This is a genomic window from Erwinia sp. AC075, assembly GCF_979253995.1.
Window position 1 is genome coordinate 284,040 of the sequence record NZ_CEEDEU010000001.1, and the last position, 25,691, is coordinate 309,730.

Sequence of the window (25,691 nt, forward strand, 5' to 3'; positions counted from 1 at the left end):
TCCACACTTTCCACTCAAGATTATTCCCCTCAACGTCGCCACGATGTTGCGTAAGCGTCTAACGTCAAACAACGCGCCCCTGGCATTGCTCCGGCAATGGCACTTTTGGGCGCGTCTGAACCGGCGAGCCCTTACGTAAAACAAGGACACCCATGTCGACAACACTTTCTGAACGCTCAGCCAAGCCAACCACCTCGCTGGCGAGCATCTCTTTTGCCGTATTCCTCACCTATCTGACCGCCGGCCTCGCCTTGCCGGTGATCCCGCTGTTTGTGCATCAGGAGCTGGGATTGAATAACGTGATGGTCGGGGTCGCGGTCGGTATCCAGTTTTTTGCGACCTTACTGACGCGCGGCTATGCCGGCAGGCTGGCGGATCAGCGCGGTGCCAAACGCTCGGTGTTACAGGGCATGCTCGCCTGTACGCTGGTCGGACTGGCGTATGTGCTGGCGGCGGTGCTGCCGTTACCGGTGATGGGCAAGTTTGCGCTGCTGGTGGTAGGGCGTTTACTGCTGGGCTTTGGAGAAAGTCAGCTGCTGACCGGCAACCTGACCTGGGGAATGGGGCTGGTTGGTCCGAAACGTTCCGGCCAGGTGATGTCGTGGAATGGCATGGCCATCTATGGCGCGCTGGCGGCGGGCGCCCCGTTGGGTTTGATGCTGCATGACAAATGGGGCTTTATGGCGATGGGCATTGCCACCATGATCCTGCCCGTTGTCGCGCTGCTGTTTAATGTTTGGGTCAAGCCGGTGCCCACCCACGGCGGCGAGCGTCCTTCGTTGTGGACGGTGGTGGGGCAGATCCTCTCTCCAGGTTTTGGGCTGGCGTTGCAGGGCGTGGGCTTTGCGGTGATCGGCACCTTCACCTCTCTCTATTTCGCCAGCCAGCAGTGGGGGAACGCCGGTTTTGCCCTGACTGCATTTGGTCTTTCGTTCGTACTGGTGCGCATTCTGTTTGGCTGGATGCCGGACCGTCTCGGCGGTTTGAAAGTGGCGCTGATTTCACTGACGGTGGAAGCGGTTGGCCTGCTGGTGCTGGGCTTATCCACCTCGGCGTGGATGGCGTTGCTGGGTGCGGCGCTGACCGGTAGCGGCTGCTCGTTGGTGTTCCCTTCACTGGGCGTGGAGGTGGTCAAGCGCGTCGCGCCACAGGTGCGCGGCACGGCGCTGGGAGGATTCTCAGCCTTTCAGGATATCGCTTACGGTGCCAGCGGCCCGTTAACCGGTCTGCTGGCCACCTCGATGGGCTACGGCTCGGTGTATCTGGCCGGCGCCATCTGCGCGGTATTGGGCATTGCAGTAACGCTGAACTTTGCCCGCCATCAATAACGCAGCTTCGCCAGTTTCTCGACCGCCTGAATAATCTCTGCCCGTTGCAGAGCAGAGAAGCCTAATATCCATCCTTCCTGCTGCGCATCTCCAGAATATAACGGCGACAGGCGCGGCAGGATTATCCCCCGTTGCAACGCCTCCTCAGTCAATCGCGCTTCTCCGCCTTTTGGCAGCGTCACCGCCAGCTGCAGCCCGCTGCTGTGGCTTAGCGGCACCAGGTTATCGCCCAGCTTGCTGGCTAATTGCTCCAGTAATAATGCTCTGCGGCTGGCGTAGAGCTTGCGCATCAGCCGCAGGTGCGCCTGAAAATGGCCGTTATTGATAAAATCGGCGGTGACGGCCTGCATCAGTTGGGCACTGTGACCGTCCATCACGCTGCGCAGCTTAGACAGCGGATCAACCAGCGAAGGCGGCACCACCAGATACGCCAGCCGCAGTGAAGGGAACAGCACTTTAGAGAAGGTGCCGAGATACAGCACCCGATTGCTGTCATCCAGCCCTTGTAGCGCGGGCATCGGCTGATCCTGGTAATAAAATTCACTGTCGTAATCGTCTTCCAGCAACCAGCAGCCTTCGCGGCGGGCCAAAGCCAGCCACTGCAGGCGGCGCTGGAGCGTCATCGCCACGCCGGTGGGATACTGATGGGAAGGGGTCAGATACACCAGCCTGGCGGCTTTTTTATCGGGTATCGTTGCTCCTTCTTCATCCAGCGGCATCGGGATGACGTTGGCGCCGGCGCTGATAAAAGCATTGCGGGCACCGCTGTAGCCGGGCTCCTCAAGCCAGACGGTATCACCCGCATCGCACAATAGCAGCGCCAGCATTTGCAGCGCCTGCTGGGAGCTGGTGAGGATCATCACCTGCTCCGGTTCGCAGCGCACGCCGCGTGACTGTGCAAGGTAGCGGGCCACCGCGTGCTGCAGCAGCGGCAAACCCTGCGGATGACCATAGCGCATCATCTCTTCCGGCGCGTGCCGCAGGCGCTGACCCACCAGCCTGCGCCAGATGGCATGAGGAAAGGCGTGCAGGTCAGGGGAACCGGCGGCAAACGCCTGCGGAAACAGCGGATCCTGGCAACCGCCGGTGGCCACGATGCGGTTGCCACGGGCGGAAAGGGTGGCCGCCGTCGGCTCAGGCGGTTTTTTGCGTGGCGGATGGTCTGCCAGACTCACCGCCACGAAGGTGCCTTTTCCAATCTGGCGTTGCAGATAGCCTTCACTTTCAAGCTGCGCGTAAGCCGCCTCGACCGTGATTCTGGACAGCGCCAAATCACTGGCCAGCAGCCGTGAGGAAGGCAGGCGCTCGCCACTGGTCAACATGCCGCTGCGGATCAGCTGGCGCAAGGTGGTGCAGAGCTTTTCCCGTTTGGACTGGGCCTGTAGCGAGTCGAACAGCTGAATAATGGCAACCGTGGCGTGCGGCATAATGGTCTTATCCTCTCCTCTGAATGGGTACTATCGCTAAGGCCCATTCATCGTATCATCAGCGTTCACCCAATGCTCAGGAGTTAGCATGTCTCAATCAGCCGTTTTACAGTTTCCGCCACCTTCAGCAGCGACAAGCGAGGCGTGGCTCAGGGATAAGCTGGCGTATTACGCCGATGCCTGGGATGTGGCGCAGGATTTAGCGCGCGGTATCAGCGACATCGTGGTGCTGGATACGCGCTCCGCTGAGCAGTATCAGGCCGGACATATCTGCGGTGCAGTCAGCTTTCCACACCGCACGATGACGGCGGAAACCTTGTCACAGCTGAACAGCGACAAGGTGTACGTCACCTATTGTGATGGCATTGGCTGTAACGGATCGACCAAGGGGGCCTGGAAGCTGGCGGCGGCGGGATTTCGGGTGAAAGAGTTAATCGGCGGGCTGGATTTCTGGCTGCGTGACCGGCATCCGGTCACGCAGGGAGAAGCCGCAGGCGAATGGCCTGCGCAGACAATGCCTGAGGATTGTGGCTGCTAAGGCCTAGAGGAAAATCCACATCAGGAAAACAATCAGCACCAGCACCGCAAAGGCGGTGAAGACCGGACGATTGACCAGCGGCTGCAGCACGGGCGGCAGGTTGCCAGACAGCGGAGCGACAATCGGCTGAGGGTTGATTTCGCTGTCCGGCAGCAGCTGCTCGCGCAGGCGTTCCGCACGACGGGCAAACAGCAGGTTCATCAGATCCTGCGCCTGCGAGGTGGTCAGCACCGCCAGCGGTGGCTGCTGGAAACGTTGCTGGCTGGCATCTTCCAGCAGGCGTTGCTCGGCATGGTCCGGCGGCACTTTTAGCGAGGCTAACAGCATCGGTAAGGTCGGGGCCGGATGCTGGCTCAGCGTCTGGCTCGCCTGCAGGTATTGCGTCAGCAGCGGATAAAGGCGTGACGGGATGGGATCGCCGCTGTGCAAATTCACCATCTTCATCGCCGACGCCCACAGCTTGACCGGCTGTTCGCCGGTGGCGGCAGCCAGGCGGGAAATCTGCTGATTGAGGGTGTGATGCTCTGCCGGAAGCAGGGTGCGATCGGACACGCGACTCTGCTGCGGTTGAGGAATGGCCATCTGGCCGTTCTGCAACATGGTCAGCACCTGCCGCAGCTGGTCCGGGTTCAGCGAGCTGAGCACCGTGTGGCCAAACTGCTGGCGGATAAAGTCACTGACCGCCTGGCGGTTATTTCCCTGCGGCAGCAGATCGGTCAACTGCTGGAACAGCTGGCGGGTTGCATGGGTGTTCTGTACCTGCGACAGGCGCGTATTGAGAAACTGCTCCGCTGCCGGAAAATGGCGCGACAGCAAACCCGCATCGTTTTTCACTCCCACTTCGTGGCGCATTCCGGCCCACAGTTCAGGCGACTTCAGCGAACTCAGCGACATGATTTTGACGATCAGCCTTTCCAGCGTGGTGCGCTGTGCGGGTGATAAGGGTTGATCTCCCGGGCCTGGGCGGGTGGTGCCAGGTTTGGCATCGACCGTCGTCCGGTCGCCGGGGATCGGCGCACCGGGGCCGCTAAGAGGTTGCATGACAAAATCCTTCACTGAAAGGTCAACATCCGGGGCACGCCGGAGAAAGTATGATTGGCTATGATAACAATCCCGCCCGGTGATAGGTAGTGGCGAGGGCATGGCAGCGGGAAATAATTTACGCCGCAGGCAAAGAAAAGGCCGGAAATCTCCGGCCTGCATTTTTTACTCAGCAATGGTCTGCAAACGCCTGCGACGCCAGCGCTTCCAGATGAACGGCACCACCAGAACGGAGACGGCCAGCACTAGCAGCACTTTACAGATCAGACTCTCCCACAGGATAGGCAGACCGCCGTTACTGATCGACAGCGCGCGACGCAGGTTTTGCTCCAGCATCTCACCCAGCACAAAGCCAAGGATCAGCGGCGACATCGGGAAATCCAGCTTGCGCATGATATAACCGAAGATCCCCAGCCCAACCATCAACAGCAGATCAAAGGTGGTGCTGTGTACCGCATAAACCCCCACGGCTGAGATGGCGGCGATGGTCGGTACCAGGAACCACAGCGGGATGGTTAACATGCGAGCGAAGATATTAATCATCGGGATATTCATGATTAACAGCATCACGTTACCAATCAACAGCGCGGCAATCAGACCCCAGACAATATCGGGTTGTTCAGTAAACATTGCCGGGCCTGGCGTGATGTTATACAGCGTCAGCGCGCCGACCATTACCGCCGTTGTACCCGACCCCGGGATCCCTAATGTCAACATTGGAATGAAAGAGCCGCAGGCTGAGGCATTATTGGCTGCCTCTGGCGCTGCTACGCCGCGGATGTCCCCAGTACCGAAGGTTTCCCCGCCGCTGATTTTCTTTTCTGTCATATAGGCAATCGCACTGGCAATAGTGGCACCCGCGCCAGGTAATACGCCGACAAAGAAGCCAATGAAGGAAGACCGCAGTGTGGCACCGGTACACTGGGCGGCTTCTTTCATGTTGAACATCATGCGTCCGCTGGCACGCACCACTTTCTGCCCACCGCTGGTGGATTCCAGCATCAGCAGAATTTCGCTCACCGAGAACAGGCCAATCACCACTACCACAAATTGAATGCCGTCTGAGAGGTGCACGCTACCGAAGGTGAAGCGGTACACACCGGTATTGGCGTCCACGCCAACGGTAGCCATGCCAAGCCCGATTAAAGCGGCGAGGAACGATTTCAGCGGGTTCTGGCTCATCATGCTGCCAAGGCAGGCAATGGCGAAGACCATCAGCGCAAAGTATTCCGCCGGACCAAACGCCAGTGACCAGTTCGCCAGGATCGGCGCAAACAGGATGATGCCCAGAATGGCGATAGTTGAACCGATAAAAGAACTGACCGCAGAGATAGACAGCGCTACGCCCGCTCGTCCTTGTTTAGCCATCGGGTAGCCATCCAGCGCGGTCATGATTGCGCCGGCATCCCCCGGAACGTTAAGCAAAATAGAGGAGATTCGGCCACCATACTCACAGCCGATATACACCGTCGCCAGCAGGATTAGGGCAGATTCGGCAGGCAGATGCAGGGCAAAAGCCAGCGGCATCAGAATGGCTACGCCGTTGATCGGGCCGAGGCCCGGCAGCAGGCCAACGATGGTGCCGATAAAACAGCCGACCAGGGCTATCATCAGGTTGGTTGGCGTCATGGCGACCGCAAACCCCTGCATCAGAAAGGACCAGGTTTCCATCAGGTTTCCTTTAGCTCAGCCAGCTGCCGAGCGGTAAAGTGACTTCCAGCAGGCGGTCAAACGCGAAAAACAGCGCGACGCCCATAACCAGACCAGAGATCGCCGCAGCCCACCAGCGCGCACCGAACAGCATGCCGATGCCAAAGGTCAGCAGCGTGGTCATCAGCGGAAAGCCCAGGCTTTCAAAAAACCAGCCATAGACCATCAGCATGGCCATCAGCGCCAGCAGCCGCTTAAGGGTGTTGCGATTCGGCCAGTGAATGGTGTCGGGTTTGCGGAACAGCAGACAGAGGGCGCAAATCGCCATCAGCCCAAGGATAATCATCGGGAACGGACGAGGGCCAACCGGCTCGTAACTGTATTCGCTGGTGATCCCCCAACCGACAATCAGCCCGCCGATGCACAGCAGCAGCCAAGCGCTGGCAAAAATACGATCGCTCATCGCGTGCTCCTGTTACTTCGCCAGGCCAAAGGATTTGGCCTGCTCACGGTAATCGGCAACCTGTTTTTTCACGTAGCTGTCCAGCTCCTGGCCAAACATATTGAACTCAAACAGGCCACGCATGTCTCGCTGCTTTTTGAACTCATCGGTGGCGACCATTTTCTTGAACGCATCGGACCACCACTGATATTCGGCATCGGTCACTTTCGGGCCAAGGTAGAAGCCACGGATCACCGGCCAGACGATATCGAAGCCCTGTTCTTTGGCGGTTGGGACATCAGCCAGCTGGCCTGGCAAACGCTCAGGTGCCATCACTGCCAGCACGCGGAGTTTTCCTCCCTGCAAATGCGGCACCATCTCGCTCATGTCGCCAGAAACCACCTGAATATGGTTACCCAGCAAGGCTGTTACCGGCTCGCCGCCGCCTTCGAACGCCACATAACGCATTTTGCGCGGATCGATTCCGGCATCGCGGGCCAGCAAGGCGGTTTTCATCCAGTCCTGGCTACCAATCGAAGCCCCTGCACCAACCACCACTTTGTTCGGATCGGTTTTCATGGCGTCCATCAGCTCTTTCAGGTTTTTGTACGGCGAGTCTGCCCGCACCGCTACCATGCCGTAATCGGTGCCAACGGCTGCCAGCCACTTCACGTCATCTACGGAGTAGCGACCAAATTTCCCTTGAGAAAGGTTCAGTAAAGACCCGCCGGAAAACGCCACCACGGTGCCAGCTTCGGCAGGGCGCTGAGCAACGATGGCGTTATAGGCCACCGCCCCCACGCCGCCAGGCATGTAGGTCACGCGCATTGGCGACTCAATCTGTTTGGTTTCCTGCAGCGAGACCTGCAGCAGCTTACAGGTCAGGTCAAAACCCCCGCCGGGTTTAGCCGGGGCAATACATTCGGTTCGGGATGGGGCTTGAGCGGCAAAAGTGGCTTGAGAGGCCAGGGCCAGTAAAGCACCGGCCAGGGCGGTGCGGGTGAACTTTTTCATCATATGCTCCGTTCTTTTCTTCCAGAGTGTGAGCCTCGCCGAAAATCGAGGGTTATAGAATTGTTAAAACATTAACCTTTCATTTACCTTTCAATGGACGGAAAAACTGACAGGATGTGATATGCGTCTCTTACTGGTAGAAGACACGGCCGATTTGGCTTGCTGGTTACAAAAAGCCTTAACGCAGGCTGGCTTCGCCGTAGACTGGCTGGCCGATGGGCTGGCGGCAGATCAAGTGCTGCAAACAGAACAGTACTCGCTGGTGGTGCTGGATATTTCGCTGCCCAGGCTGGATGGCCTGGCGCTGCTGGGGCGAATGCGCAAACGAGGGCAGAGCACGCCGGTTCTGCTACTGACGGCAAGAACAGGCGTTGCTGACCGCGTGCGGGGCCTGAATCAGGGCGCGGATGATTACCTGAGTAAGCCCTTTGAGCTGGAAGAACTGGAAGCCCGCATCCGTGCTCTGCTCCGGCGCAGTAATGGCCAGAGCCAGCAGGCCCAAACCTTTGGCGAACTGGTTTTTCACGATGAAGGGTATTTCGAGCTGCAGGAGAAACCGCTGGCGCTGACTCCACGCGAATCCAGCGTGCTTACCACGCTGATGCAGCGTCGGGGGCGACCGGTTTCACGTCAGCAGCTTTACGAGCAAACCTTCACCCTGGCGGACGAGGCCAGCCCGGAAAGCATCGAGCTTTATGTCCACCGTGTCAGGAAAAAACTCTCTGGCAGTAACGTCTCGATCGTTACCCTTCGGGGCTTAGGCTATAGCCTGGAATGCCAGTTATGAGGCCAGTTTCACTGCGCCGTCAGCTGTTGTTATGGCTGGGATTGCCACTGATCCTGCTGTGGGGACTATCGGTCTATACCCACTATGCCAGCGCCATTCAGGCGGCGACTCAGGCCTACGATCGCTCCTTACTGGCTTCGGCCCGCACCGTGGCAGAACGCCTGCGGGTCAAAAACGATCATCTGGAAGTGGATGTGCCCTGGGTGGTGCTGGACAGTTTTGAACGCAATATGAACGACCAGCTATTCTACCAGGTGATTTCACCAGAGGGAAAAACACTCTCTGGTTATGACGATATTCCCCCTTTGCCTGCCGGTACGCCGCGATCGGTTAACTATCCTGCACTGGTCCATTTTTATGACGCGACCTACCGTAACCAGCCGATCCGGGTGGCGGCGCTGTGGCAACCGATTAGCGATGCGCGATTACAGGGAATGGCTTTGATTCTGGTGGCAGAAACCCTGACCTCGCGGGAGGAATTTGCTGGAAAACTGTTGAAAACGGCGCTGCTTAGCCAGGGCGCGCTGGTGCTGATGACGCTGCTGCTGGCGGCATGGATGCTGAAAAAAGTTCTCCGTCCGCTAAGACGCCTTTCCAGCCTGATGCTGAGACGCGATCCCGGTGATTTAACGCCGCTTCCAGCCGTGCTTCCGTGGGCTGAAATGCAGCCGCTGATCCTGTCCGTTAATCGCTATATTGAACGACTCCGCCAGATGATGGCTCGCCAGCAGCGCTTCAGTGCTGATGCGTCTCACCAGCTGCGAACACCGCTGACTATCCTGAAAACGCAGGTTGCGGTGGCGTTGAAAAGCGATCGACCGGAAAGCTGGAAAGAGAGTCTTGAAGGGATGCGTGTGACGCTGGATGAGACGATCCTGCTCACTGACCGGTTGCTTCAGCTGTCCCGTTTGCGGGCGCATCAAACGTCAGAACTGCCTTCCAAATCGGTCGATCTGGCTGAACTGGCGAAGGAGGCTTGCCTGTCGCATTACGCTCAGGCTAGGGCAAAACAGATCGATTTGGGGTATGAAGGGCAGGAGAGTTGCCTGGTGCGCGGCGATGCGCTATTGCTGAGTGAGCTGTGCGCCAACCTGATCGACAACGCGATTAAATACACGCCTGTTGCTGGCACCGTCACGGTAAGCGTACGCGGGGGAGAACTGCAGATTGAGGACAGTGGCAAAGGGATTGCCGTGGACGAGCGTCAACAGGCGATGCAGCCCTTTAATCGCCTTGAAGGCGCGGCATCGGTTGGCGGAGCGGGGCTTGGGCTGGCATTGGTGAAAGACATTGCCGACTGGCATGGCACCCACGCCGAACTCCGGGGCAGTCCGGCGTTGGGTGGTTTGCAGGTTAGTCTGCTTTTTTCAGTGCAGGATCGACCGCTGGTACTTTCTTCAAACGCAGAGGGGTTCGAAGACGCTGTGCCAAGATCACCCCAAGCAAGGTTACGCCACCGCCGATAAAATGATAGCTGTGCAGCTGCTCATGCAGGAACAGCACGGCGATAATGGCGGTAAAGATCGGCGCAAGATTCATAAAGATGGTCGCGGTGTTGGCACCCATCCGCATCACGCCGTGGATCCACAGGAAAGGGGCGAGAATTGAAGCGAACAGACCGGCAAACAGCACCAGCGGAATATTGTGCAGGTTGAGCGAAACGTCTTTCGCCATCAGAAAGTTCGGTAACAGCATCAGCACGCCAAACAAAATCTGCACATACAAACTCTGCCAGTTGGGCAGTGGGATCGCCCAGCGTTTGGTCAGCACGCCGTACAGCGCATAGGAGGTCGAGGCGGCGAACATCATCAGTTCGCCCTGGCCCATGCCGTGCGACAGTAACTGTTGCGGATGCCCCTGGCTGACCAACCACACCAGACCGCCAAACGACAGCAGGCTGCCGATAACGATACCCACCGTTGGCGCCACCCGCAGCAGCACAATACTGATTAACACCGTTAACAGCGGGATCAGCGCATTGAGGATACCCATAAACAGCGCGGTCACGCTGTGCGCGGCGTAATAGGCCAGGCTCTGATACAGCACCATGCCCAGCAGGCCAAGGATCAATAGTTTCCACCACACCTTGAGGATCTGCTGACGGTTACGCCAGACGGAAGGCAGCACAAAGGGCGTCAGGGTCAGCAACGCCAGCAGCCAGCGATAAAAGGAGATCGCCGCAGGATCGATCGCGCCAGCCGACACTTTGCTGACGATGGCGTTCACTGACCAAATCAGCACGGCCAGCAGGGGAAACAGAAAATTCATTGGTAAAACCCGGTTGGGAAGCAAGTGGAAACAGTGTACGCTTGTCGTTTTAAAGACAGATAGTGAATATCGGACAATAACCGTTACTGACCGGACAGAATGAACGCGCAAATTACCTATACCGCCCCGCTGGATGCCAGCAGCCTGCACTATTTCTTACGTTATGAGCAGGCCAACGCCAATACCGAATATTTGCCGCATACGCACGTCTGGGGACAGGTGATTTTTGTCCAGAGCAACGTATTGCAGATGCAGGTGGCGGGACAGCGCCTGCTGACGCCCACCGCGATCCCTATCTGGATCCCGCCCGGGATTGAACACACCAGCTTTAATCCGAAACAGGCCTTTTTCTACACCTTTAACGTGGCGGCGGAATTCTGCGCGGGCCTGCCCACCAGCGCCTGCCTGCTGAACGTCAATCCGATCGTTAAGGCGATCATGGAGGACTTCGCGCAGCGCGCCGTCTCGGTGCCTGCCAGTGAGGAAGATCGGCGACTGTGCGGGGTACTGTTGGATCAGCTCAAGCTGGCAGAAGAGCAGGAGAGTTATCTGCCGACCTCCGACGATAAAATCCTGTCGCCGGTATTGCTGGCGTTAGAACAGGATCCGGCGGATAACACCACGCTGGCGCAATGGGCGACGCGCGTGTTCACCACCGAGCGCACGCTGTCGCGGCGCTGCCAGGCACAGCTGGGGATGTCGTTTAGCGAATGGCGGCAACGCCTGCGCTTTCTGCATGCCATCTCGCTGTTGGAACAGGGAAAAACCGTGCAGGAGACGGCACTGGATCTGGGATACAACTCCGCCTCGGCATTGATTGTCATGTTTCAGCAGCAGTCTGGCACCACGCCGGAGCGCTATCGCCACGCATTACGGCCTTGTAAACGGACAACATCCTAATCACCGCACCTGAGGGTTATCCGGCCCGCGGGTTTATGGCAGAATATTGCCCCACCCGACCCAAGCAGGAACACGATAGTGAAAATCCTCGTTGATGAAAATATGCCTTACGCCCGCGAGCTGTTCAGCCGCACCGGAACCGTGGTTGCCGTGCCGGGCCGTCCTGTGCCGCAGGCCGAGCTGGACGATGCGGATGGTTTGATGGTGCGTTCCGTCACCAAAGTGAACGCGGAACTGCTGAGCGGCAAACCGGTGAAATTTGTCGGTACCGCCACCGCCGGTACGGATCATATTGATGAGGCGTTTCTGCAGGAGCAGGGCATTGCCTTCTCTGCGGCGCCTGGCTGCAATGCGATTGCCGTGGTGGAATACGTGTTCTCTTCTCTGCTGTTGTTGGCGGAGCGTGACGGCTTCCTGCTGAAGGACCGCACGGTCGGTATCGTCGGCGTGGGTAACGTGGGTGGCCGTTTGCAGGCTCGCCTTGAGGCGTTAGGGATCAAAACCCTGCTGTGCGATCCGCCGCGTGCCGATCGCGGTGATGACGGCGAGTTTCTGCCGCTCTCCACGCTGGTGGCCGACGCCGATATCCTGACTTTCCATACGCCGCTGTATAAGCAGGGTGACTATAAAACGCTGCACCTTGCTGACGAAGCGCTGCTGAAGGCGCTGAAGCCGGGCACCATCCTTATTAACGCCTGTCGTGGCCCGGTTGTTGATAACGCCGCGCTGCTGAAGGTGCTGGAACAGCGTGACGATCTGAGCGTAATCCTTGACGTCTGGGAGCCGGAACCCGAGCTGTCTCTGCCGCTGCTGGCTAAAGTGGACATCGCCACCGCGCACATTGCTGGCTATACGCTGGAAGGCAAGGCGCGCGGCACCACGCAGGTATTTGAAGCCTGGACGGCGTTCCTCGGCAAGCCCCAGCAGGTGGCGCTGGACACCCTGTTGCCGGCGCCTGAGTTTGGCCAGATCACCCTGCATGGCGAGCTGGATCAGCCAACGCTAAAAAGACTGGTGCATCTGGTGTATGATGTGCGCCGCGATGATGCGCCGCTGCGAGCCGTGGCCGCAATCCCAGGCGAATTTGATCGCCTGCGTAAGAATTATCTGGAACGTCGCGAATGGTCGTCACTGCAGGTGCAGTGCGACGTGGAGCCGGTCGCGGCGTTGCTGAAAAAACTCGGATTCAACGCCGTTTTTCAGCCGGCAACCTAAGGTTAGGATAAGCCTTAGTCCATAGTCTTATTCTGCGGGCGGTGTGAACACCGCCTTCTCTTTTTGTTTCATTTCTGGAGTTAACCAACATGTCTGACGGCTGGAACATTGCGCTATTGGGCGCTACAGGCGCAGTAGGGCGAGCTTTACTGGAACTGCTGGCGGAACGCCAGTTCCCGGTTGGTGAACTGCATTTGCTGGCCAGCGAACGCAGCGCGGGCGAAACTCTGCGTTTTGATGGCAAATCCGTGCTGGTGACGGATGCGAAAGATTTTGACTGGTCGCAGGTGCAGCTGGCGTTCTTTGTCGCCGGACGCGAAGCTTCCGCAACCTATGCGGAAGAAGCGGCCAACTCGGGTTGCCTGGTGATTGACAGCAGCGACCTGTTCGCGCTGGAGCCGGATGTGCCGCTGGTGGTGCCCGATGTCAATCCGCAGGTACTCGGCGATTACCGCAATCGCAATATCATCAGCGTTGCGGACAGCGTGACCAGCCAACTGCTGTGCGCCATCAAACCGCTGGTCGATCAGGCTGGTTTAAGCCGCATTCAGGTCACCAGCCTGATTGCCGCCTCGGCACACGGCAAAGCCGCGGTCGATTCCCTGGCCAGTGAAAGTGCCCGTCTGCTGAACGGTCTGCCGGTCGAAGCCGGTTTCTTCGATCGTCAGCTGGCCTTTAACATGTTGCCGTTACTGCCGGATGCGGAAGGTAGCGTGGTGCAGGAGCGTCGTCTGGTGGAGCAGGTGCGCAAAGTGCTGCAGGACGAAGGATTGCCGGTCTCGGTTTCTACCGTGCAGGCGCCGGTGTTCTACGGTAACGCGCAGATTATCCATCTGGAAAACCTGCGTCCGATGTCCGCCGAAGAGGTGCGCGAAGTGCTGCTTCAGGCGGAAGATATCGCGCTGTCTGACGAAACGGATTACCCGACTCAGGTTGGCGATGCCTCCGGCAACGATCACCTGAGCATCGGCTGCGTGCGTAACGATTACGGCGTGCCGGAAATGCTGCAGTTCTGGTCAGTGTCTGACAACGTCCGTTTCGGCGGCGCGTTGATGGCGGTGAAAACGGCCGAGAAACTGGTTCAGGAGTATATGTACTGATGTCAGAAGCAGCCTTGCCGGAGCAAACGCATAAGCTGGCGCTCGGCATTGAATATGACGGCAGCCACTATTATGGCTGGCAGCGGCAGCAGGAAGTCCGCAGCGTGCAGGAAAAGCTGGAAAAGGCGTTGTCGAAAGTGGCAGACCATCCGGTCAGCGTGTTTTGTGCCGGCCGCACCGATGCGGGCGTGCACGGCACCGGTCAGGTGGTGCATTTTGAAACCACCTCGCTGCGTAAAGATGCCGCCTGGACGCTGGGGGTGAATGCAAATTTGCCCGATGATATCGCGGTGCGCTGGGTAAAACCGGTCAGCGACGATTTTCATGCCCGCTTCAGCGCCACTGCACGCCGTTACCGTTACGTCATCTATAACCGCCGTTTGCGTCCGGCCATTCTGCATGGCGGCGTGACGCACTTTTACCATCCTCTGGATGTGGAAAGGATGCAGCGAGCCGGGCAGAGCCTGTTGGGCGAAAATGATTTCACCTCATTCCGCGCCGTGCAGTGTCAGTCCCGCACGCCGTGGCGCAGAGTGTTCCACCTGAACGTCAGCCGCTTTGGCGCTTACGTGATCGTGGACATTAAAGCCAACGCCTTTGTCCACCATATGGTGCGCAATATTGTCGGAAGCCTGATGGAAGTAGGCTGTGGTAATCAGCAGGAAAGCTGGATAGCAGAGCTGTTGGCAGCGAAAGATCGCACGCTGGCGGCGGCGACTGCCCGGGCTGAAGGACTGTACCTGGTGTCAGTCGATTATCCTGACCATTTTGAATTACCACGTCCGCCGATGGGACCGTTGTTCCTCGAGGATTAATTTTAAGCCTTACGAATTAAGGAAAGGTGTATGGAACTGATTCGTTTTGTAGTCGACTTTATCCTGCATATTGATGTCCATCTGGCGGAGCTGGTGGCGCAGTACGGCATGTGGGTGTATGCCATTTTGTTCCTGATCCTGTTCTGTGAAACCGGACTGGTGGTGACCCCATTCCTGCCTGGGGATTCGCTGCTGTTTGTCGCCGGTGCGCTGGCGGCGTTGCCGACCAACGATCTGAATATCCATGTGATGGTGGCGCTGATGGCCGTGGCGGCTATCGTCGGCGATGCGGTGAACTACACCATTGGCCGGTTGTTTGGCGATAAATTGTTCAGTAACCCGAACTCGAAAATCTTCCGTCGCAGCCACCTCGATAAAACCCATCAATTTTACGAGCGTCACGGCGGGAAAACGATTATTCTTGCGCGCTTCGTGCCGATCGTCCGGACATTTGCGCCGTTTGTCGCCGGTATGGGAAAAATGTCCTATCGCCACTTTGCCCTGTATAACATCTCGGGCGGGTTGCTTTGGGTGCTGCTATTCTCCTACGCGGGTTACCTGTTTGGTGATTTGCCGGTTGTGCAGGAGAATCTGAAGCTGCTGATCGTGGCAATAATCGTCCTGTCGATTCTGCCGGGTGTGATTGAAGTCTGGCGTCACCGTCGGGCAGCAAAGCAGCAAAAATCGCAGTAATACATCGCTAAACTGCCGCCCGGATACCAGATTTTTATCCACAGCATCGGGCGGTTATGGTTTAATGAGCGACATTATGGTCTGCGCTGCCTGCGGCGTGGAAAAAAGAAAACTGGTTTCACCAGGTTCAAACAGAAAGGTCATCAATGAGCTGGATTGAACGAATTCTCAATAAAAGCACCACCACTCCATCGCGTAAAGCCAGTATTCCTGAAGGCGTCTGGACCAAATGCGACAGCTGCGGCCAGGTCCTGTACCGCGCCGAGCTGGAACGTAATCTGGAAGTTTGCCCGAAATGCGATCACCACATGCGTATGCATGGTCGCGACCGCCTGCACAGCGTGCTGGACGAAGGCTCAATGACAGAGCTGGGCAGCGAACTCGAGCCGAAAGATCTGCTCAAGTTCAAAGACTCCAAGAAATATAAAGATCGTCTGGTTGCGGCTCAGAAAGAGACCAACGAAAAAGACGCGCTGATCGTGATGAAAGGGACGTTGCACGGCATGCCGGTCGTGGCTGCTGCGTTTGAGTTCTCCTTTATGGGCGGCTCAATGGGTTCTGTTGTTGGCGCGCGTTTCGTTCGTGCGGTTGAACAGGCGCTGGAAGACAACTGCCCGATGATCTGCTTCTCCGCTTCCGGCGGTGCCCGTATGCAGGAAGCGCTGATGTCGCTGATGCAGATGGCAAAAACCAGCGCCGCGCTGGCGAAAATGCAGGAACGCGGTCTGCCGTACATTTCGGTACTGACTGACCCAACCATGGGTGGCGTGTCTGCCAGCTTCGCGATGCTGGGCGATCTGAACATTGCTGAACCTAAAGCGCTGATTGGCTTTGCCGGTCCACGCGTTATCGAACAGACCGTGCGTGAGAAACTGCCACCAGGCTTCCAGCGCAGTGAGTTCCTGATCGAGAAGGGCGCTATCGATATGATCGTTCGCCGTCCGGTGATGCGCTTCAAGCTGGCCAGCATTCTGGCGAAGATGATGAATATCCCTGCGCCAGTGGAAGATACGCATAAAGAAGCGGTCCAGGACGAAGACGCGTCGCAGGGCCATGAGGCCTGATCAACGATTGAAAGGGGCGCACAGCCCCTTTTACCAATGAACCGTAACGTTGTGAACGGGACAAATGGATAATCTTCCTCAAGCCACGTCACCTTTGGTCACGTGGCTTCATTATCTTGAGAATCTCCATACTCAAGCTATCGAACTCGGGCTGACACGCGTCCATCGCGTGGCTACGTCGCTCGACCTGTTAACGCCTGCTCCCGTGGTTTTCACCGTCGCCGGGACCAACGGCAAAGGCACCACCTGTCGAACCCTTGAAACGCTGCTGATGGCCGCAGGCTATCGCGTCGGCGTGTTCAGCTCCCCGCATCTGCTGCGCTATACCGAACGGGTGCGCATTCAGGGCGAAGAGCTGCCCGAAGCCGATCACACCGCGTCGTTTGCGGATATCGACGCCGGACGGGGCGACACTTCACTGACCTACTTTGAATTCGGGACGCTCTCCGCTTTGTGGCTGTTTAAACGCGCTAAGCTGGATGTGGTGATCCTCGAAGTTGGGTTGGGCGGTCGACTGGATGCCACCAATATCGTCGATGCCGACGTCGCGGTGGTGACCAGTATCGCGCTGGATCACACCGACTGGCTGGGTCCGGATCGTGAAAGCATCGGTCGCGAGAAAGCCGGCGTGTTCCGTGGCGGTAAACCGGCGGTAGTTGGTGAACCTGATATGCCGTACACCATCGCCGAAGTGGCCGATAATCTCGGCGCGCAGCTGCTGAAGCGCGGCCGTGACTGGTCTTACACCGCGGAAGAGGGCAGCTGGTCATTTAGCGATGCGCAGGGCACGCTAAGCGCACTGCCTCTGCCGCAGGTGCCGATGCCTAATGCTGCCACCGCGCTGGCTGCGTTGCGCTGTTCCTCGCTGCAGGTGGATGATGCAATCATCTACCAATGGCTGGACAAGGCGATTCTGCCAGGCCGTTTTCAGACGGTCGCCGAGTCACCGAGGGTGATCCTGGACGTGGCGCACAATCCGCATGCGGCCAGCTATCTGGCGGGTCGACTCAGTGAACTGCCAAAAAGCGGCAAGGTTCACGCGGTGGTCGGTATGCTGCATGACAAAGACATTGCCGGTACGCTGGCCTGTCTGCAACCTGAAGTGGATTACTGGTATTGCGCGCCGCTGGACGGCCCGCGCGGTGCCAGCGCTGAACAGCTGAAGGCCCATTTGCCGACAGCGCAGACCTTTACCAGCGTGGCCGATGCTTATCGCCAGGCGCTGCAACAGGCTGAAGCGCAGGATATTGTGCTGGTGTGCGGATCGTTCCACACCGTGGCACAGGTTATGGAAACGAGGGAAACGGAGAACGGCAGTGGCCAGTAAGTTTCAGAACCGTTTAGTCGGGACCGTCATAATAGTTGCACTGGGTGTCATCATTCTGCCAGGCCTGCTCGACGGCAAGAAGAAGCACTATAAAGAAGAGTTTGCCGCGATCCCGCTGGTGCCTAAACCGGGCGACCAGCAGGAGAACGATCTGGTTCCTCCGGTAACGCAGTCTTTACCTTCGCAGCCGCCGGAAGGTGCAGCCACGGCGGTGGAAGGCAAAACGCCGGGCAATACCTCGCAGGCTGAAAGTGGCTCAACCGCGCCAAAATCCGTCAATAAGCCCAGCGTGATTTCCCCGCCGCCGATGGTCGAGTCTAAGCCGGTACAGCAGCCGAAGCCGGTGGAAAAACCGAAGCCGAAGCCGGTTGAAAAACCGGTTGAGAAACCGAAAGCACAGCCGAAGGCCGAACCGAAGCCAGAGCCGAAGCCAGAACCTGCACCTCAGGCCGCCGAGCCGGAGAGCGCACCAACCGGTCAGGCTTACGTCGTTCAGCTCGGCGCACTGAAGAATGCCAGCAAGGTGAACCAGGTTGTCGCCCAGCTGCGTCTTTCCGGTTATCGCGCCTTTACCGTGCCTTCCACGCCGGTTCAGGGCGAAATCACCCGTATTTATGTCGGGCCGGACGCGTCGAAAGCGAAAATGCAGGCATCAATCTCAGAGCTGAAAGGCATATCAGGATTGGGCGGCGTGGTGAAACCATATAGCGCTCGCTAACGTTAGCCTGTCGCTATTACTGTAAGAGTCTGCGCCTTGCCAACGGCCGTTTTCGGCCAGGCGCTTCACTCGGGTAAAACCGCCTTTTGGGCGGCTTACCCGATGCAAATCAAAAGATTGCAGTACCGGGCTGTCCGACAAGGTCGGATAGCCGCCAGCGCGCATGATTGCTGGTTTTTTTAGCAAATTGTTTTAATTAAACTGGCAAAGGAAAACCCTACGCAAACGTTTTCTTTTTCTGTTAGAATTCGCCCCGAACTGGATGCAGGGGCACAGTCGCTGGAAGAGTTCATGGTCTGGATAGATTACGTCATTATTGCGGTTATTAGTTTTTCGGCTCTTGTCAGCCTGATCCGTGGGTTCGTTCGGGAAGCATTATCACTCGTCACCTGGGGTTGCGCATTTTTTGTCGCCAGTCATTACTACTCCTTCCTCGCGGTCTGGTTCACCGGTTTTGAAGACGAACTGGTTCGAAATGGGATCGCCATTGCGGTGTTGTTCGTTGCCACGCTGTTAGTCGGGGCTATCGTCAACTTCGTTATTGGGTCGCTGGTTGAAAAAACCGGCCTGTCGGGTACCGACAGAGTGTTGGGAGTCTGTTTCGGGGCATTACGTGGCGTGCTGATAGTCTCAGCCATTCTGTTTTTCCTCGATACATTCACTGGATTTTCCAAAAGTCCGGACTGGCAACAGTCTCAGCTGGTTCCCCAGTTCAGTTACATCATCAGGTGGTTTTTTGACTACCTGAAAAGCACGTCGAGTTTTTTGCCCCGGTAATAGAACCTGGGTTGCGGCTTATGAGGAAATAACCACATGTGCGGTATTGTCGGGATCGCCGGATTTATGCCGGTCAACCAGTCGATTTATGACGCGTTAACGGTGCTCCAGCACCGTGGGCAGGATGCCGCAGGCATCGTAACCATTGATGCATTGAATTGCTTCCGCCTGCGTAAAGCAAACGGCCTGGTTAGCGATGTATTTGAAGCCCGCCATATGCAGCGTATGCAAGGCAATATGGGCATCGGTCACGTCCGTTACCCAACTGCGGGAAGCTCCAGTGCTTCCGAAGCGCAGCCTTTCTACGTGAACTCGCCTTACGGCATTACGCTTGCGCACAACGGTAACCTGACCAACGCGCACGAACTGCGTAAGCAGCTGTTCGAAAGCGGTCGTCGTCACGTTAACACCACATCAGATTCTGAAATCCTGCTCAATATCTTTGCTCAGGAGCTGGATCGTTTTCAGCACTTCCCGCTGGAAGCAGACAATATTTTTGCCGCTGTGGCAGCGGTTCATCAGCACGTTCGTGGCGCGTATGCCTGCGTGTCGATGATCATCGGCCATGGCATGGTCGCGTTCCGCGATCCTAACGGCATCCGTCCGTTGGTGATTGGCAAGCGTGGCATGAAAGACGGTCGCCATGAGTATATGGTTGCCTCTGAAAGCGTGGCGCTGGATACGCTCGGCTTCGAATTCCTGCGTGATGTTGCGCCGGGCGAAGCGGTTTATGTCACCGAGAAAGGTCAGCTGTTCACGCGTCAGTGTGCAGAGAATCCGAAATGCAATCCGTGCCTGTTTGAGTACGTCTATTTTGCCCGCCCGGACTCGTTCCTGGACAAAATTTCCGTCTACAGCGCCCGCGTTCGCATGGGCACCAAGCTGGGTGAGAAAATCGCCCGTGAGTGGGAAGACCTGGACATTGACGTGGTCATTCCAATCCCGGAAACCTCCTGCGATATCGCGCTGGAGATGGCCCGCATTCTGGACAAGCCATACCGTCAGGGGTTTGTGAAAAACCGCTACGTCGGCCGTACTTTTATCATGCCGGGTCAGCACCAGCGCCGCAGCGCGGTTCGCCGCAAGCTGAACGCGAACCGTGCTGAGTTCCGTGGTAAAAACGTGCTGCTGGTCGATGACTCCATTGTTCGCGGCACCACCTGTGAGCAGATCATCGAGATGGCCCGTGAAGCGGGTGCGAAGAAAGTCTATCTGGCTTCCGCGGCACCGGAAATCCGTTTCCCGAACGTGTACGGCATTGATATGCCGAGCGCAACGGAGCTGATTGCCCATGGCCGTGAAGTGGAAGAGATCCGTCAGCTGATTGGAGCTGATGGCCTGATCTTCCAGGACCTGGACGATCTGATCGAAGCGGTCAAAGAAGAAAACCCGGATATCGCGCAGTTCGAGTGCTCGGTGTTCAACGGGATCTACGTGACCAAAGATGTCGATCAGCAATATCTGGAGTACCTCCAGTCGCTGCGTAACGATGATGCCAAAGCGATGGCGCGCGTTAACGAAGTGGAAAACCTGGAAATGCACAACGAAGGTTAATCCCTGAGTGGTGTGGCAGGTCAGATGGGCCGGAAGAGATTCCGGCCCATTTCTATTTTAGCGTCGCAGATGGCATACTTCAGTCTTTAGCTACCCCCGCAGGATATTTATGAAACGACTTATTATTGGCATCTCAGGTGCCAGCGGCGTCATTTATGGCGTCCGTGCGCTGCAGATTTTGCAGCAGGTCAGCGGGGTGGAAACCCATCTGGTGATGAGCGCGGCTGCACGCCAGACGCTGGCACTGGAAAGTGATTATTCGGTACGTGACGTGCAGGCGATGGCCGATGTGGTCCATGACGTGCGCGACATTGCCGCCAGCATCTCCTCCGGTTCCTATAAAACCGACGGCATGGCCATTCTGCCATGCTCAATGAAAACCCTCTCGGGCATTGTGCACAGCTACTCCGACGGCCTGTTGACCCGCGCCGCCGATGTGGTGTTAAAAGAGCGCCGCCGGCTGGTGCTGTGCGTGCGTGAAACCCCACTGCATGTCGGCCATTTGCGGATGATGACCACCGCTGCCGAACTTGGCGCGATCATTATGCCGCCGGTCCCCGCCTTCTATCATCGTCCTGAAAGCATCATGGATATCGTCGATCAGACCGTCAATCGCGTGCTCGACCAGTTCGAGATCACGCTCGATAAAGATCTGTTTACGCGCTGGCAGGGTGCATAAAGCCGCCTGCTATGCACCATCATGGTGCTTTAATTGGTGCTGAATCGCATTTCGTGCATTGAGTGCACCAAAATGCAACATTGTTACCACCTCGAATGTACAAACCTGTTATATATTTCCCCACAATCAAGGCGTTTACGCCGCCAACAGGCGAAACGCGCTGATTGCGCAGCAATGGGGCAGGGCAGCACAAAACTGGCATGAAATCTGCAAAAGACAACTGTTCCAACTGCGCTAACAACATCACGACTGACATAATAAAAAATCATCTTCGAGGGTAATCTATGAAAAAGCAGGTCCTGGCTCTTTCTCTGCTGCTGGCTCTCTCCAGCGCAAGCAGCGCGTTTGCTGCTGCGCCGAAAACGCTGCGCATCGGCACCGATCCGACCTATGCTCCGTTTGAGTCTAAAAACGCTCAGGGGCAACTGGTTGGCTTCGATATCGATCTGGCGAATGAGATCTGTAAGCGTATGGAGACCAAATGTACCTACGTGGAAAGTGATTTCGATGCTTTGATCCCCTCTCTGAAAGCGAAAAAAATTGATGCCATCATCTCCTCGCTCTCAATTACCGAAAAGCGTCAGATGGAAATCGCTTTCTCGGAAAAACTGTACGCAGCTAACGCCCGTCTGATCGCGCCGAAAGGCTCGAAAATCATGCCGACGCTGGATTCGCTGAAAGGCAAAACCATCGGTCTGCTGCAGGGCACCACGCAGGAAACGTACGCCAACGAAAACTGGCGTCCAAAAGGCATCACCGTTACCCCTTACGCGAACCAGGACCTGGTGTATCAGGATCTGACCGCGGGACGTATCGATGCCGCCTTCCAGGATGAAGTTGCCGCCAGCGAAGGCTTCCTGAAGCAGCCTGCCGGTAAGGGCTTTGCCTTTGCAGGTCCGGCAGTAAAAGACGAGAAAATCTTCGGTGTGGGTACCGGGATGGGCATGCGTAAAGATGATGCCGACCTGAAAGCCGCGATCGATAAAGCGTTCGATTCCATGCGTAAAGATGGAACCTACGATAAGTTAGCGAAAAAATATTTCGACTTTGACGTGTACGGCGGTTAAGTAAAACCTGTCATGGGGGCCGACAGTCGGTAGACTGCGGCCCCTGTTTTGTACGCCACAGGCGGATGAAACGCGAAGTTAATCCAAAGACAGGACATCCTTATGCTGTATGGCTATTCTGAAGTGATTTTTAAAGGTGCGCTGGTCACGCTTGAGCTGGCTCTCAGCTCGGTGCTGCTCTCCGTTATCCTTGGGTTGATTGGCGCAGGGGCCAAACTCTCCAGCAATCGGGCGTTACGCCTGATTTTCGAAGGTTACACCACGCTGATCCGTGGCGTGCCCGATCTGGTTCTGATGCTGCTGATCTTCTACGGTCTGCAAATTGCGTTGAACCAACTCACTGATGCACTGGGCGTCGATCAGTTTGATATTGATCCGATGGTTGCCGGTATCATCACCCTTGGCTTTATCTACGGCGCGTACTTCACTGAAACTTTCCGCGGCGCCTATATGGCGGTGCCGAGAGGCCAGATTGAGGCCGCGACGGCGTTCGGTTTTACCTCTTCCCAGACTTTCCGTCGGATCCTGTTCCCAGGCATGATGCGCTATGCGCTGCCGGGCATCGGCAATAACTGGCAGGTGATCCTCAAGGCAACGGCATTGGTGTCATTGCTGGGGCTGGAAGACGTGGTCAAAGCGACCCAGCTGGCGGGGAAAAGTACCTGGCAGCCGTTCTATTTTGCGGTGGTGGCCGGGGTGATCTATCTGGTGTTTACCACGCTGTCCAACGGCGTGCTGTTGTGGCTTGAACGCCGTTATTCGGTGGGTGTAAGAAGGGCTGACCTATGATCGACATTATTCATGACTACTGGCAAGCCCTGCTGTGGACTGACGGATACCGTTTTTCAGGCGTGGCGATTACGCTGTGGCTGCTGATTATTTCCGTGGTGCTGGGCGGCTGCCTGGCGGTATTGCTGTCCATTGCGCGCGTCTCCTCGATTACCGCCGTGCGTTTCCCGGTGTGGCTGTTCACCTATATTTTCCGTGGCACGCCGTTATACGTGCAGCTACTGATCTTCTACTCGGGCATGTACACGCTGGAGATTGTGAAGGGCAACGATTTGCTCAACGCCTTCTTCCGCAGCGGCCTTAACTGTACGCTGCTGGCGTTAACGCTGAATACCTGTGCCTACACCACCGAAATCTTTGCCGGGGCAATCCGTTCAGTGCCGCACGGTGAAATTGAAGCGGCGCGGGCCTATGGTTTCTCCACCTTCAAACTGTATCGCTGCATCATCATGCCTTCCGCACTGCGCACCGCGCTGCCTGCTTACAGCAATGAAGTGATCCTGATGCTGCACTCGACGGCGCTGGCGTTTACCGCCACGGTGCCCGATCTGCTGAAGGTCGCCCGCGACATTAACTCCGCAACCTATCAGCCGTTTGTGGCCTTTGGCATTGCGGCGGTGCTGTATCTTATGATCTCGTATGTGTTGATTAGTCTGTTCCGCAAGGCGGAAAAACGCTGGCTGAAGCACGTTAAACCTTCATCAACTCATTGAGCAGAATTATGGCCGACAATAAATTAAGCGTAACTGAACTGCATAAACGTTATGGCGAGCATGAAGTGCTGAAGGGCGTATCGCTGCAGGCCAATGCCGGCGATGTGATCAGCATTATCGGCTCGTCCGGTTCAGGTAAAAGTACCTTCCTGCGCTGCATTAACTTCCTTGAGAAGCCAAGCGAAGGCACCATCGCGGTGAACAACCAGATGATTAACCTGGTGCGTGATACCGATGGCCAGTTGAAGGTCTCCAACAAAGAACAGCTGCGTGAACTGCGCACCAGCCTGACCATGGTATTCCAGCACTTCAATCTGTGGAGCCATATGACGGTGCTGCAGAACGTGATGGAAGCGCCAATCCAGGTACTGGGCCTGAGCAAAGCGGAAGCGCAGTCACGGGCGATCAAGTACCTCGATAAAGTGGGGATTGATGAGCGTGCGCGCGGCAAATATCCGGTGAATCTGTCAGGGGGTCAGCAGCAGCGTGTGTCTATTGCCCGCGCATTGGCGATGGAGCCCGAAGTGCTGCTGTTTGATGAGCCCACCTCTGCGCTGGATCCTGAGCTGGTCGGTGAAGTGCTGAAGATTATGCAGAAGCTGGCAGAAGAGGGGAAAACCATGGTGGTGGTGACGCACGAAATGGAGTTTGCCCGCCACGTTTCCAGCCATGTGATCTTCCTGCATCAGGGGAAAATTGAGGAAGAAGGACCGCCGCAGGAACTGTTCAATAATCCGAAAAGCACCCGTCTGCAGCAATTCCTTTCCGGTGCGCTGAAGTAACCGGTTCGCACCGCCATCAACCCCGGTTTCCGGGGTTGATGCTTGCGCTTACACCACGTCTGCCAGCGCCTCGTCCAGCTGATACCAGCGGAAGGCAAACCCCGACTCTTCCAGCCTCTTAGGCAACACGTGTTGCCCGCCCAGCACCAGAATCGCCGATTCGCCCATCATCAGCTTAATGGCGGTCGCCGGCGTGCGCATAAAGGCCGGGCGGTGCATGGCGTGCCCCAGCGTGGCAGCGAACTGTTCGTTGCGCACCGCATACGGCGCCACCATGTTGAACGGACCGCTTAAGCCAGGGCTGTCCAGCAACCACAGGATGGCGTTCAGCATGTCATCCAGATGGATCCACGGCATATACTGCTTGCCACTGCCTATCGGGCCGCCGATGCCCATTCTGAAGGGCAATTTCATTTTGCTTAACGCGCCACCTTCTTTCGCCAGCACCACGCCGGTACGCATCAGGCAAACCCGGGTATGTTCGCTGGCCGCCGCCAGCGCCAGCTGTTCCCAGTGCGCGCAAAGCTGATGGGTAAACTCATCGTGACCGGGATCGTCTTCGGTCAGCACCAGGTCGCCGGTATCGCCGTAAAAGCCGGTGGCGGAGCCGGAAATCAGCACCGAAGGCGGGTTACTGCTGGCATGGATTAGGCTCACCAGCCGTTCGGTGATTTGCCAGCGGCTTTCGCACAGGTGGCGCTTCTGCTGCTCGGTCCAGCGCTTATCGGCAATCGGTTCACCGGCCAGATTGATTACCGCATCAACGTCATTCAGATCCAGTTGTTGATCGAGGCCGGACCAGAGGTGCACTTCCGGGCCCAGCTTCGCCCGTGCTGCGGCGACGTCGCGTGTCACCACGCTGACGGTTTCACCCCGATGCAGCAGGCGGGGAATAAGGTGGCTGCCAATCAGGCCGGTGCCGCCTGTCAGTAAAATATGCATGCTGTCTGTCCTTAATCAGAGAAATAAAAAATCCAACAGCCTGCTTTCAGCTTAGGTGAAG

At 57.0% G+C, this 25,691-nt stretch carries 26 protein-coding genes; 19 read left to right on the forward strand and 7 right to left on the reverse strand.

Going from position 1 to position 25,691, the window contains the following annotated elements:
- Nucleotides 1-152 precede the first annotated feature (152 nt).
- A complete protein-coding gene (locus tag AC0IXH_RS01455; RefSeq protein WP_346566486.1) occupies nucleotides 153-1,328 on the forward strand; it encodes an MFS transporter in 1,176 nt (391 codons plus the stop codon).
- Here the strand turns inward: AC0IXH_RS01455 and pdxR are convergent.
- Nucleotides 1,322-2,755, reverse strand: coding sequence for a MocR-like pyridoxine biosynthesis transcription factor PdxR (gene pdxR / locus AC0IXH_RS01460; RefSeq protein ID WP_471719837.1), 1,434 nt, complete (start codon nucleotides 2,753-2,755; stop codon nucleotides 1,322-1,324). The genes AC0IXH_RS01455 and pdxR overlap by 7 nt on opposite strands.
- Nucleotides 2,756-2,843: 88 nt before the next feature.
- Here pdxR and AC0IXH_RS01465 point away from each other — a divergent pair, with 88 nt between their 5' ends.
- On the forward strand, nucleotides 2,844-3,293 hold the full coding sequence (locus AC0IXH_RS01465) for a rhodanese-like domain-containing protein (protein ID WP_013203133.1): 450 nt from the start codon (nucleotides 2,844-2,846) through the stop codon (nucleotides 3,291-3,293).
- A gap of 3 nt (nucleotides 3,294-3,296) precedes the next feature.
- Here AC0IXH_RS01465 and flk read toward each other — a convergent pair whose 3' ends face one another.
- The 4 genes from flk to AC0IXH_RS01485 all read right to left on the reverse strand — a co-directional run bounded on the left by flk (nucleotide 3,297) and on the right by AC0IXH_RS01485 (nucleotide 7,443).
- Nucleotides 3,297-4,334 carry a flagella biosynthesis regulator Flk gene (gene flk / locus AC0IXH_RS01470; RefSeq protein ID WP_013203132.1) on the reverse strand — a complete coding sequence of 346 codons (1,038 nt, stop codon included), beginning with the start codon at nucleotides 4,332-4,334 and terminating at the stop codon, nucleotides 3,297-3,299.
- Between the two features lie 165 nt (nucleotides 4,335-4,499).
- A complete protein-coding gene (locus AC0IXH_RS01475) occupies nucleotides 4,500-6,005 on the reverse strand; it encodes a tripartite tricarboxylate transporter permease (protein ID WP_471719838.1) in 1,506 nt (501 codons plus the stop codon).
- A 10-nt stretch (nucleotides 6,006-6,015) separates the two neighbouring features.
- Nucleotides 6,016-6,447, reverse strand: coding sequence for a tripartite tricarboxylate transporter TctB family protein (locus AC0IXH_RS01480; protein ID WP_424693727.1), 432 nt, complete (start codon nucleotides 6,445-6,447; stop codon nucleotides 6,016-6,018).
- Between the two features lie 12 nt (nucleotides 6,448-6,459).
- Nucleotides 6,460-7,443, reverse strand: coding sequence for a Bug family tripartite tricarboxylate transporter substrate binding protein (locus tag AC0IXH_RS01485; RefSeq protein WP_206403890.1), 984 nt, complete (start codon nucleotides 7,441-7,443; stop codon nucleotides 6,460-6,462).
- A 118-nt stretch (nucleotides 7,444-7,561) separates the two neighbouring features.
- Here AC0IXH_RS01485 and tctD point away from each other — a divergent pair, with 118 nt between their 5' ends.
- The gene (gene tctD, locus AC0IXH_RS01490) at nucleotides 7,562-8,227 is read left to right on the forward strand and encodes a transcriptional regulator TctD (RefSeq protein ID WP_471719839.1); all 666 of its coding nucleotides are present in this window, start codon (nucleotides 7,562-7,564) and stop codon (nucleotides 8,225-8,227) included.
- A complete protein-coding gene (locus AC0IXH_RS01495; RefSeq protein ID WP_471719840.1) occupies nucleotides 8,224-9,693 on the forward strand; it encodes a sensor histidine kinase N-terminal domain-containing protein in 1,470 nt (489 codons plus the stop codon). Before tctD ends, AC0IXH_RS01495 begins: the two co-directional genes overlap by 4 nt.
- Here AC0IXH_RS01495 and AC0IXH_RS01500 read toward each other — a convergent pair.
- Nucleotides 9,581-10,495 (reverse strand): DMT family transporter, encoded by a 915-nt coding sequence (locus tag AC0IXH_RS01500; RefSeq protein ID WP_471719841.1) that lies wholly within the window; start codon nucleotides 10,493-10,495, stop codon nucleotides 9,581-9,583. The genes AC0IXH_RS01495 and AC0IXH_RS01500 overlap by 113 nt on opposite strands.
- A 99-nt stretch (nucleotides 10,496-10,594) precedes the next feature.
- On the opposite strand from AC0IXH_RS01500, the gene AC0IXH_RS01505 reads away from it, so the two are divergent.
- The 15 genes from AC0IXH_RS01505 to hisP all read left to right on the forward strand — a co-directional run bounded on the left by AC0IXH_RS01505 (nucleotide 10,595) and on the right by hisP (nucleotide 24,688).
- Nucleotides 10,595-11,395 carry an AraC family transcriptional regulator gene (locus AC0IXH_RS01505; RefSeq protein ID WP_471719842.1) on the forward strand — a complete coding sequence of 267 codons (801 nt, stop codon included), beginning with the start codon at nucleotides 10,595-10,597 and terminating at the stop codon, nucleotides 11,393-11,395.
- A 78-nt stretch (nucleotides 11,396-11,473) separates the two neighbouring features.
- A complete protein-coding gene (gene pdxB, locus AC0IXH_RS01510; RefSeq protein ID WP_346566492.1) occupies nucleotides 11,474-12,610 on the forward strand; it encodes a 4-phosphoerythronate dehydrogenase PdxB in 1,137 nt (378 codons plus the stop codon).
- 89 nt (nucleotides 12,611-12,699) lie between these two features.
- A complete protein-coding gene (locus AC0IXH_RS01515) occupies nucleotides 12,700-13,710 on the forward strand; it encodes an aspartate-semialdehyde dehydrogenase (protein ID WP_471719843.1) in 1,011 nt (336 codons plus the stop codon).
- Nucleotides 13,710-14,525, forward strand: a complete 816-nt coding sequence (gene truA / locus AC0IXH_RS01520; RefSeq protein WP_013203127.1) for a tRNA pseudouridine(38-40) synthase TruA — start codon at nucleotides 13,710-13,712, stop codon at nucleotides 14,523-14,525. The genes AC0IXH_RS01515 and truA overlap by 1 nt, the downstream gene beginning before the upstream one ends.
- A gap of 30 nt (nucleotides 14,526-14,555) precedes the next feature.
- Nucleotides 14,556-15,218 (forward strand): DedA family protein, encoded by a 663-nt coding sequence (locus tag AC0IXH_RS01525; RefSeq protein ID WP_013203126.1) that lies wholly within the window; start codon nucleotides 14,556-14,558, stop codon nucleotides 15,216-15,218.
- Nucleotides 15,219-15,364: 146 nt separating this feature from the next.
- A complete protein-coding gene (gene accD, locus AC0IXH_RS01530) occupies nucleotides 15,365-16,282 on the forward strand; it encodes an acetyl-CoA carboxylase, carboxyltransferase subunit beta (RefSeq protein ID WP_013203125.1) in 918 nt (305 codons plus the stop codon).
- A 64-nt stretch (nucleotides 16,283-16,346) separates the two neighbouring features.
- Complete coding sequence (gene folC / locus AC0IXH_RS01535) at nucleotides 16,347-17,609, forward strand: bifunctional tetrahydrofolate synthase/dihydrofolate synthase (protein WP_346594018.1); 1,263 nt, start codon at nucleotides 16,347-16,349, stop codon at nucleotides 17,607-17,609.
- On the forward strand, nucleotides 17,599-18,327 hold the full coding sequence (gene dedD / locus AC0IXH_RS01540; protein ID WP_053144315.1) for a cell division protein DedD: 729 nt from the start codon (nucleotides 17,599-17,601) through the stop codon (nucleotides 18,325-18,327). The genes folC and dedD overlap by 11 nt, the downstream gene beginning before the upstream one ends.
- Before the next feature lie 291 nt (nucleotides 18,328-18,618).
- Nucleotides 18,619-19,104: a colicin V production protein gene (cvpA, locus tag AC0IXH_RS01545; RefSeq protein ID WP_013203122.1), complete on the forward strand. Its 486-nt coding sequence runs from the start codon at nucleotides 18,619-18,621 to the stop codon at nucleotides 19,102-19,104.
- Between the two features lie 36 nt (nucleotides 19,105-19,140).
- Nucleotides 19,141-20,658: an amidophosphoribosyltransferase gene (purF, locus tag AC0IXH_RS01550; RefSeq protein WP_013203121.1), complete on the forward strand. Its 1,518-nt coding sequence runs from the start codon at nucleotides 19,141-19,143 to the stop codon at nucleotides 20,656-20,658.
- A 109-nt stretch (nucleotides 20,659-20,767) separates the two neighbouring features.
- Nucleotides 20,768-21,337, forward strand: coding sequence for a UbiX family flavin prenyltransferase (locus tag AC0IXH_RS01555; RefSeq protein ID WP_013203120.1), 570 nt, complete (start codon nucleotides 20,768-20,770; stop codon nucleotides 21,335-21,337).
- A gap of 284 nt (nucleotides 21,338-21,621) precedes the next feature.
- Nucleotides 21,622-22,404, forward strand: a complete 783-nt coding sequence (gene argT / locus AC0IXH_RS01560) for a lysine/arginine/ornithine ABC transporter substrate-binding protein ArgT (RefSeq protein ID WP_013203119.1) — start codon at nucleotides 21,622-21,624, stop codon at nucleotides 22,402-22,404.
- A 102-nt stretch (nucleotides 22,405-22,506) separates the two neighbouring features.
- A complete protein-coding gene (locus AC0IXH_RS01565) occupies nucleotides 22,507-23,193 on the forward strand; it encodes a histidine ABC transporter permease HisQ (protein ID WP_013203118.1) in 687 nt (228 codons plus the stop codon).
- Complete coding sequence (locus AC0IXH_RS01570) at nucleotides 23,190-23,906, forward strand: ABC transporter permease (protein WP_013203117.1); 717 nt, start codon at nucleotides 23,190-23,192, stop codon at nucleotides 23,904-23,906. Before AC0IXH_RS01565 ends, AC0IXH_RS01570 begins: the two co-directional genes overlap by 4 nt.
- Nucleotides 23,907-23,914: 8 nt before the next feature.
- Nucleotides 23,915-24,688, forward strand: a complete 774-nt coding sequence (hisP, locus tag AC0IXH_RS01575; RefSeq protein ID WP_013203116.1) for a histidine ABC transporter ATP-binding protein HisP — start codon at nucleotides 23,915-23,917, stop codon at nucleotides 24,686-24,688.
- Between the two features lie 48 nt (nucleotides 24,689-24,736).
- Here the strand turns inward: hisP and AC0IXH_RS01580 are convergent, their stop codons facing one another.
- Nucleotides 24,737-25,630 carry a TIGR01777 family oxidoreductase gene (locus tag AC0IXH_RS01580; RefSeq protein ID WP_053144308.1) on the reverse strand — a complete coding sequence of 298 codons (894 nt, stop codon included), beginning with the start codon at nucleotides 25,628-25,630 and terminating at the stop codon, nucleotides 24,737-24,739.
- Between the last annotated feature and the right edge of the window lie 61 nt (nucleotides 25,631-25,691).